The organism is Methanofastidiosum sp. (genome assembly GCA_013178285.1).
Taxonomy (GTDB): Archaea; Methanobacteriota_B; Thermococci; order Methanofastidiosales; family Methanofastidiosaceae; genus Methanofastidiosum.
Genome location: JABLXD010000012.1, coordinates 76,044 through 85,911 on the forward strand (window position 1 = coordinate 76,044; position 9,868 = coordinate 85,911).

3 protein-coding genes are annotated in these 9,868 nt (G+C 34.6%); all 3 read right to left on the minus strand.

From position 1 onward, the window contains the following. Positions 1-4,329 (minus strand): PQQ-like beta-propeller repeat protein, encoded by a 4,329-nt coding sequence (locus HPY60_05670; GenBank protein ID NPV50669.1) that lies wholly within the window; start codon positions 4,327-4,329, stop codon positions 1-3. A 9-nt stretch (positions 4,330-4,338) separates the two neighbouring features. Continuing rightward, complete coding sequence (locus HPY60_05675; GenBank protein ID NPV50670.1) at positions 4,339-9,069, minus strand: hypothetical protein; 4,731 nt, start codon at positions 9,067-9,069, stop codon at positions 4,339-4,341. An 80-nt stretch (positions 9,070-9,149) separates the two neighbouring features. Further along, positions 9,150-9,868: hypothetical protein (locus tag HPY60_05680; GenBank protein NPV50671.1), on the minus strand; the 719-nt coding region annotated here is incomplete at its 5' end.

Consider the following 9,868-nt stretch of genomic DNA (forward strand, 5'->3'; position numbering starts at 1 on the left):
TTAAGCCTCCTGTGGATTTGGTGACAAATAAGCCCCATAGCTTGTTATAACAACGTATTTGTTAGCTGAAGAACTTGACAAAGTACCATATATATTCATTCCTCTTAGCTCTTTTATATATTCCACATTAGGATTTTGGGGATCATAAATTCTTAGTCTATCGCCTAGTCCTTGGATTACATATTCTCTTGTTCCAATGGTGTTCGGTATATCAAGATTTACCCATATACCTTCTTCTATTTGTATATTTTTTGTCGGTGCTGATGTGTAAGCCATAATGTTATTAAACAATCTTATCATTCCTCTGTCAACAAAAGTAATTATAAAATTATTATCGATTATATCTCCGTAAATTGATTCTACGCTATAAGTAGACTCTATTGGCCGCCCTTCATATGTATTAAGACTAAGTCGGGTAAGGTCTTTTTCATAAAGAACTCTTTCATCGGAAAATATATTATTTCTATTTGTGTCTATCATGATCCAATCTTCAGACATATAGGATTGGAAATTATTTGAATATCCTAATACAAAATTTGATATTAATCTAAATTTATCATCATAAGGATCAGTAGGATCGCCAAATTCTATTGCTTCTGGTTCAGAAAAACTATAAGAGATTGGATTAAGGTCCGTTATAGTATTTGCAGTTCCATGTAGGTCATGCCTTGAAAAATTCCAACGAGTATAGTGATATCCTACATTTAAAGATATTACCCTTCCATCATGTGTCATGAAAATTATTTCGGATTTTCCATCGTTATCAATATCATCAACTGCCACAGAACCTCTTATTGGACTTCCCGTAGGATACTCCCATAATTTATCGACTTTATTAGAATCATTGGGAGGGGGGGAGTTATTATCATTGTCATCTCCTTGTGTTGTATCCCTATATGCTAACGCATATAGTTTACCGTCTTCTGCCCCTAACACACAATCGAAAAAGAAAGCATCATATTTTTTTTGATACGTACTGTAATTATTAACCTCCACTATTGCTGGCGTTCCATATGAGGATGTAAGAGAAGAGGTTTGAGTAATACGCCCTCTAACTTGATGCGTAAGATCAAGATGCTGTATCATTAAGTATTGCCCTCCTGGAACAATCATTTGAGGCCCCCTTAAGTGAAATCCGTTTGGAGAGTGCGCAACTGGATTACCAGAAATTAAATCATTAGAATTAGATTGAATGTTTAACTGTGTTATTGCACCATTAGAACTATCTACAAGATAGGATCTCAATCTATCGTTGACTATTACAGATACCAAGATATCTTTATAGTCTTTTAAATAGTCAGTTTGAGCTATCACCGGTGAAGATACTATATATCCCAAGGGACTAGATGGAGTGATATTGGGGATTGAAAAATTTCTAAGAACTTGATTATTCCAAGCTCCGTCTTCAATTAAATATACATTCCCATCTACTGAAGTCCAAACTATATCCAAGTGTCCATCCCCATTTAAATCCTCAATTGCTGGAGAGTTAGAAGGAATCATTATATATGGAGTATAAGGAGAATTGGAAAGACGGTAAGCAAATAACCTTGGAGATACAATAATTTGTGTTCCAGAGATTCTAAATAGTCTTTGACGGGTTCTTCCGCTATATGCATAAATAGTATTTATCAAAGCAATGTTTACATTTTCAAAATTACTTTGGCCTTGTTTATATTGAAGATTATTGAAATATGTATCTATAATTATAATGTCCTCATACCCATCATTATCAATATCGGCGATTACAGGTGCTGAAAGCATCGCCCCATCAATTGGAAATTTCCACAGTGTTGTTCCTGTTGCTGCGTCCAGTACAGAAACATTAGAAGGTGATGTACTAATAATAATGGTTCTTTGACTTAAACGACGATCAAATTGTGCTCTGAAGTTTCCGCCACCAACTACTATTTCTAAAACTCCGTCTTTATTTAGGTCGCATATTGCTGGTGAAGATATTGCAGTGGGGGCAAAAAGATATCTAGTATTACTTGAACTAATTACAGGTAAGGTATTAATGACATTTTTTTCCCATATTGTTGCGCCGTTTGCCCCATTTATTGCCCTTACATTTCCATTTCTCATGCCTACGACTACATCAATTATGCTATTATTATTTAGATCTGCAGTGGACGGTGAAGAATTATTTAGCAGTACTGGGAACTCGCTAGAAAGAATACTATTACTCCCATCAACCCAAGGTGGGAAAAATATCGGACTATCAACTGGAACAGACCATTGTTCAGTACAAGAATTATCTGCAACCCTATAAGTTGGAACATCTTTCTTTTCATTTTCTTCTATATCAAAATATATGTCATATGTTCTTTTTGATCCCGGAAAAGTTCTCGATTGACTATTGGAAGGGGTTGCGCCCATTGAAAAGTATACATAAACAGGGGGATATTCCCTATAAAAAAGATTATTTCCAGAAGATGTTTTTTCATACAATCTAAACAAAACATTTTGGTACCAGGTCAAAACTTTATCGTTAGGCGTTTCCATTGAAAGTCTAATCTTGTTATCTCCTTTATTAAAATATTTTGAAGGTAAAGTACAACTAAACCTTCTTGGGCCATCACTTTGCCCTCCGTCAAAAGGATCCCAGTACCCAGCTAGTGGCGTGTTTCCCCCTTCTATTACATCTGTAACAAGCACATCATTAATAAAAACGTGAAAATCTGTATTAATGGATGGGCTCTCATCTTTATACTGCGAACCTATAGGAACTTCCATTTCGAGTAGAATATCTGCTGGCGAATCTAGTTCAAAGAATATTGTATGTTCATGAAATTCCAAGGGAGAATTTCTATAGCCTGCTGCTTGCATATTTGGTCTATATGGGTATGTTTGACTTGGAATTTCGATAGTTTCTGAACAATCACCCCCTATTAACTCCACCACCCTAATTGAATCAAAATCCAAGGTAGTATTTTCAAGATCTAAGAAGCCTTGTTTTGCTAACCTATTTATATCGGCTGTTGGATCTATAATAATTTCAACTGGTTCATTAATTCTAAGTATATTTCCAGAATCTATTTCCAAGTGTTTTCTAAAATGCCAATCTGGAGGGCCACCAATTTGATTTGGATCCCACCACGGGCATACGCTAAATGTATTGTCCACAATTGAATACATATCCATAGGAATTGTTGTTGTGACTACTTTGCCGGTTCCCCAAGTTGAAACAATTAGGGAAGGATTATTATTAAGATAAGGCCCATAGGGTATCTCTCTCAATAGAACTTCATTTGCTGGACCGTCAAAAAAAGGATCTATAATTGTTCCTTCGGCAGAGAAATAACTTCCTGCTATTTCGTACGGTTCAATATTTTGTGTTATATTGTGTTGTTTTGAAACTCCGATAGTATCATAGTTTCCAGAATCAAAAGTAATGTTCACTGGGAGAAACTCGTATTTCTTTTTTGTAGTTGGATTTTGTGAAAGCATAATTAAAGATCCTCCACTTTTTATGTAATTGTTTAGAGTATCTTTAGTAGGGCTTAAGTTTAAGGAATCAATCATGTCAGAATTGGAGGGGATGAAAACATTGGTGCAATAATTTATATATCTGCTATCAACTCCATGTTTTTCAGAGTTAATTATAAAATAGTTTGATGGGTAGACTGAGTAAGTATTATCTCTACTATCATAATATTCACTCCAATAACTTTTAGGATATTCTAATAGAAAACATGTTTTTGCTAAAGCTTCAGGTGGTTGTCCTGCATCTCCAATTACTGCAGATTTAAAGGTGGGAGTCAAATAAACTACATATTCTTGACCTCTTCCAGTAACCATTGGTTCAATCTTATATAAAAAGAAATCACCAATTATGTTTTTGTCTTTTAATGCAGGAATTACTGGATTTGAGTAAATATTATAGTCTCCATTATTATCAATGTCAACATAAAATCTAGTATTCAATAATACCTCTTTTCCATAGTCTTCCTTGATTGCCCCATTTTTATTCTTTGCATACACTTTTATCTTATTTGAATCAAGAAGAATTATCCTAAATAATTCATTTTCTCCAATATAATTTATCCCATCAAAATTTAAGGGGATAATCATATTAGTCTGTACTAAAGTTCTTTCAATCCAAGCAATTTCATTATGGGCAACAGTATTTTCAACATATGTGGCAATATTTTGAAAACTTTTTTCATCTATACTAGTTGAATAACTTTTAGAAAAGTTTTCTGATGTTCTCCAGAAAAATACGGTTGTTGCCAACAAGATGGCAATTAACATGATGGCCATGACTACATTCATTTGAGATTTTTTAGAGTAGATAAATCTATTATTGGATATACATATTTTTTTCATTTAAACATCTCAATCTATTAATATTTCATGACCACATGCATAAACAATAATATTTTGTTCTAATTTTCTTGCATCGCCAGAATAAGCCTCATTAAGGTGCATATTTTTACCATATGTAACATTTCTATTATTTTTATACCTATCTAAATCCAAAGTTGTTACCACAATTGTTGATTCGAGATTATTAAAAATATTTCTTCGCTCTTTTATCATTAAGACTGGGCCACCTGGAGCTTGTGGTACAAGAATAGATCCGCCGGTACGTGTAAATGGCCCTCCAACAGGTATATCTTCAGGATCTCCTCTTACCTCGTAAATTTTTTGGAATGTCCTTAGGTTAATGATAATATTTGTATTTCCCCAACCAGTTCCAGTTATATCAAAGTAATCATGAGAACACATTGCAAATTCATTTGGAAGTACGCTTACAATCGGATTATCTAATGATGTTTTTTGTAAATTATTTTGTCGGTCAGTTAATACTAAATCTAGATTAAAAGAATCAAGCCAATCTTGTGCTTGAAACGGCCTTCCTGGTGGCCAAGTTGATCCTATCGGAGCATCAATATCAAATAAAAATGCGTTGGGTATATGTCCATGATCCCATTCAATTTTGTTTCCAACTTCATCTATGTAAAGAGCTCCTGACCATTGTTCAGAATTAACAACATTAGGATTTCCGGGGGGACCCCTACTTTTTCTCCATGCTGTGTAAATAACAGGGATATTACGATGGGCATCATTCACCTGCCCATAAATCTTATAGTTAGATCCGACAGGCTCATTTGATACCCTTCCAATTGACAAATCCAAACCTTGGAATGTTGGAAGCCAAGAATACTTTCCAAAATAGTAAGTATTTGGAGCCGAGGTATATTTTTGTTTAGAAGTTAATAAATAAGATTCATAATATGATTCCCAATCTGCCTCATTAATTGAAGTAATAAGTACTCTATTATTTAGGTCTCCAGCATAGTCAGGAACAGGAAATGTAATGTTATTAAAACTATATCTATACAAAGTTCCTCCAGTACAAGCACCTGCATTAACTCCTGTAATAGTAGCAGGGGTGCCAGGTAAAGAATCAGCAGACCTTTGGAGCGTTAAAGAGCCAGGAGCAGTTTCTACATAGCTTATTTTACCCAACTTTCCTATACTAATATCTACTTCTTTAATTTTTGTAATACATTGCTCTACGTTAAAATTCATAGAGACATCGGTTCCTTCTTGAACCCTATGCTCCATAGATAAATCCTTTATTACAGGCGATTGAGATGTTGTGATGTAATACCAGCTCTTAGTCGATTTATTGCCAAGTTTATCAGATGCCTCTACAGAAACATTTATTTTATAGGTATTCTCCCAAGGCCAAGTTGGTTTGAAAATTGCCTTATAGCCCTGGGCCCCTACTTGGGTAATGTTTAAATTATTTGTTACATCAAGGTTAATAACACTTACATTGTCATAAGATTGTCCTATTATGGACATTTTAATTGAATTTTTATCAACTCCCACAAGAGCATCCACTATTGATATTTCAATTGGATCAGTTGTTGATGCAATATTTCCTTGTAAAGGCAATTCTCCCTGTAGTAATGGACCAGTACTTTTTATTTTAAGAATATCATTTCCAGTTACATTAACTGAATTTCCGGCAAGGTCTTGCATTGTTATGTTAATATCATATAGCCCACCGTCAGATACATTAGTCGGGATATCGATTGTGTCCATTATTTGATGGATGCCACCAGCTTTAATATAATTAAGATTTTGGGCATTGATTATTCTAGTAGGTGTTTGAGCAATAAGAGTTGCCCCATCATATATTTTAATTATGTATGAAGCAGGGTATTTTTCATCGTAAGTAAAAGTTATATAAGCTTTAGTTAATGGCTTTACAATTTGAGGAGATATTACAGTAGGATCATTTATAGTGATAGATGGAAGGTCGTTATCACGAATTATCCATCTAGTAACTATAGTATTATTTTGATCAATGGGAAAAGGATCTCCATCTGCTTCTATTCTCATTATGTTTAATCCTGAGATTAAATTAACTGTGGGGAAATTAAATGATTGGGATGTTACTGTATCGATAAAAGTAGAATTTCTTTCTAAAGTAACACTACCTGTTGTTGAAGTAGAACCAGATATGCTTACAGTTGGGCTATTTGTAAATGTCAAAAAGTTTTGAGGCTGAGTTATATTAACAGCTGGGCCAAGATTATTAACATAAAAACTCCAATAATCGACTGCAAAATTTCCAAGAGTATCTTCAACATAAACTGTCGAGATATGTGTTCCATCGTTTAAAGCAACTCCAGGAGTATATGTTACACTATTTGTAATACTTGAAATTTTATAATCCCCGTCTAAATAAAGTCTTGCAATTTTGATTCCTGCGCCAGCATCCCCATACTCTGATATAATAATTGGAGTATTATTTGCGGCGAGTCCAGTAGGGTACTTGTTTGAAATTAATGGGGGGGTAGTATCCTTCAATATTGTAGTTACTTGGGCCGTACCTTGATTTTGAGCTTTATCATAAGTTAATACAGAATAATTTAGATTACCTTCTGAAAGAGACAAGTAATGATAGTAAGTGTGGGGTTGAGTTGGTAATGGATTACTTAAGAATTGTAAAGTTTGTGTTCCGTAAGTTGATCTGTCAATCCCGCTTAATGCGTCTGAAACAGAAGAAGAAATTTTTGTATAGGGGCTTGTAGTTATATTGCCTATACTTGAAGAGATAAGCGCCGAAGTGTCTGGTAGAACTATATCATTTCTTACATCAAATTCAAAGTTTGAAAGAGGGTCTGTAGGATAAAATGTAATACGTTCTACAAAGTTACCATATTCATCCGTAGATTCAAATATGACATTATAAGGCCCATCTAAAAGGCCATCAGGTACAGTCCATTCAGCCGAGTAAGTACTGTCACCTGCAAGCCTATCGGGAACTCGGCCATCATCAAACAAAAATGTACCCCCAATTAAAGTTCCATCTTGTTTGTAAACATTTGCTCCAACATGATTGATGCCACTCACGTCTTTAATATTACAATAAAAATTCACCTTCCCTCCGTTTTGATTTATCCAAACATAAGGATGTTGGACTGCTGCCGGATTTTGGCCATCTGGAACGATATTTGGATTTTTTATTTTTGGTGGATCAAGGTCATTGAATAAGGAAGGATAAGGAAAATAATTATCACTATCAGGGTCAATATCATCGACTATTGAGAATTGTCCTAAAGTAATAAGGCCTCTTGAGTAATCAACACCTTTGAAAGATAATCTATTAAGGGTTAAGAAATTTGTCAAATCTCCTCTATAGGCATTAAGTTTTGGTAATAAATTTGAATCATTAGTTGCACCAGAACCTACAACAATTAGAGAAAAATCCCGATAATTTAATATGTTCGGATTCCCGTCAATGGCTGCAATATCTGGAAATATTGGATTGAGCGTGCTATAATCAGAAGGGCTTCTTCTTTCAGTAGTATCTAGTAACCATTCGATTGGATACATTTGAATATTAATAGTAGTGTTAGGATAGTTAATGGGATTATTATTTTTATCCTTCAGGCCGACTGGATTAGGGCCAACACTGCCATATACTACAAAATAGTTACAGTTGTAATTACTTGGAGAGCTATCAAAAGCATCCATAACATCATAAAGCAGGTGCCCTAATTCATTTCCAGAATTAATACTATATCCTCCAATAGTTGAGCCACCTGCATATAATACAACGGCAATCGGAACAGATTCAAAAATATCCTGTTTAGTTAGTTTATACATGGGTATGTTTAAAAAATCATTAGCGTCATAATAATTTTCAAAGTAATTTTTCCCGGCGTCAATGTTAACGATCCACGGGCCTAAATTTTTCTTAAACCCTTCTTTATATTGGTCAGTCTTCGTATAAATTGCAACTGATCCTTCATTTTCCTTCATCACATAAGAGGTTAGATTAACCCGAATATATAATTTTAAATCGTTAACGCCATCTGATTTGGGAAGTTTTACAGCATATCTACCCTGAGAATTAGTTTTTGTGATAGCAATTGTTTCTAATTTATCATTAATAAAAACTATCTCTGCATTTGCGAGTGGAGGGTCAATTGTCTCTCCTGTGGTATTCATTATTGCGTTCCCCTCAGTTTGGCCCTCAGTATTATCGTATACATATCCTTGCAAAGTCCAAGTATCCCCTGTAATAGGTATTTCTGGAGAAAGACTCAAAAGGATATCATTAGCACCTTCATTTTTTATATATATTCTGTATTGGCCAGCGTTTAAAACTTCAAATCGAGATAGGATGTCTATTTCTCCCCCATATTGAAGTTTGATGTTAAGTGTTCTATCGCTAAAATAAGTCTCCATGCCTGTTTGTTGAGGTGCAGATTCAATCCCTGGCGCAGACATGTAAAACCAAATTGTATCTTCATTCTGATTCGTACGTATATTCCCTTTATCAAAATTAATATCAATATAACGCTGAGCTCCTTCCCCTTCAAACCGCACTTCTCTAATCTTTTTATCAAGTTCTAAAAGTGCATTCTGCATAGAATTAATTCTCGAAACGTCTCTTGATCTCTCAATTTGAGGTGCGGCAAACTGGTATGCAACAAAAACAGCTGCAACAGTAATGGCTAGAATTAACATTACTGTAATTACTTCCACTTGGGCCTTTCTTGATACTGGCCCTCTTTTCCTCAATAGCTTATACCCCATTGGACTACCCTTGAGTATATATTTAAAAATAATAAAAGATTATTTAATATTTATCCTTTGATTTGCGAATACCTCAAAGATTACATCAGTATTTTCTTTCTTGAGAACTCTGTTCCCATAACTATGGCTAGAGCTGAAGAGAATATCAGTATCAGTGAAAGTATTAAGTCAAGAAATATTCCAAGGTCAGGTAAAGGAAGTCCTGGAAGTCCTTTGAAAACTAAGAACAACATGCCTGAAATAAGCCACAATGTTCCGACTATATAGAGAACCCCGTTGTCACTCCCCCTTGTGCCTGAAGGTGTCCTTGCTTTCATTCCAAAGAGTATTGGCGGTATACCGGTAACCATCATTACAATGTAGAATATAACTCCCATAAATCCAGTTCTCAAAATATTAAATAATGGAGAAATTGGATTGTTTGTGGGAAGCATTCCCATGTTATTGATCAAAAAGAATATAGCAAATATAAGCCAGGCAAAGCCCAGAACGTATAGCGTTATTGGTGCAAATATTGAGCCTCCGGTTTTTGTTTTTGTTGCACCGCTACCTTTTAGATCTTTCATTAGATCCTTAGTGTCGATTCCAAGTTCCTGTGCTTCTCTTAATATTTCTTCCATTGAAGGTTCTTCGCCCATTTGTTGATTTTCAAAGCTGAAGCCGTTTGTCTTTTTTGAGAAAATAGTGTCAATTCTTTCATCAGGCAATACTTGATTTACCTTTTTTAGGAATTCACTTTCTGAAAATTCATTGAGAGTTTCATCGATGATTTTTTCATGTTTTTCAATTATTGGCGATA

What these genes read in the sequence shown, in the direction of transcription:
- HPY60_05670 (NPV50669.1), bottom strand. Translation starts at nt 4,329, where the DNA reads ATGAAAAAAATATGTATATCCAATAATAGATTTATCTACTCTAAAAAA.
- HPY60_05675 (NPV50670.1), bottom strand. Translation starts at nt 9,069, where the DNA reads ATGGGGTATAAGCTATTGAGGAAAAGAGGGCCAGTATCAAGAAAGGCC.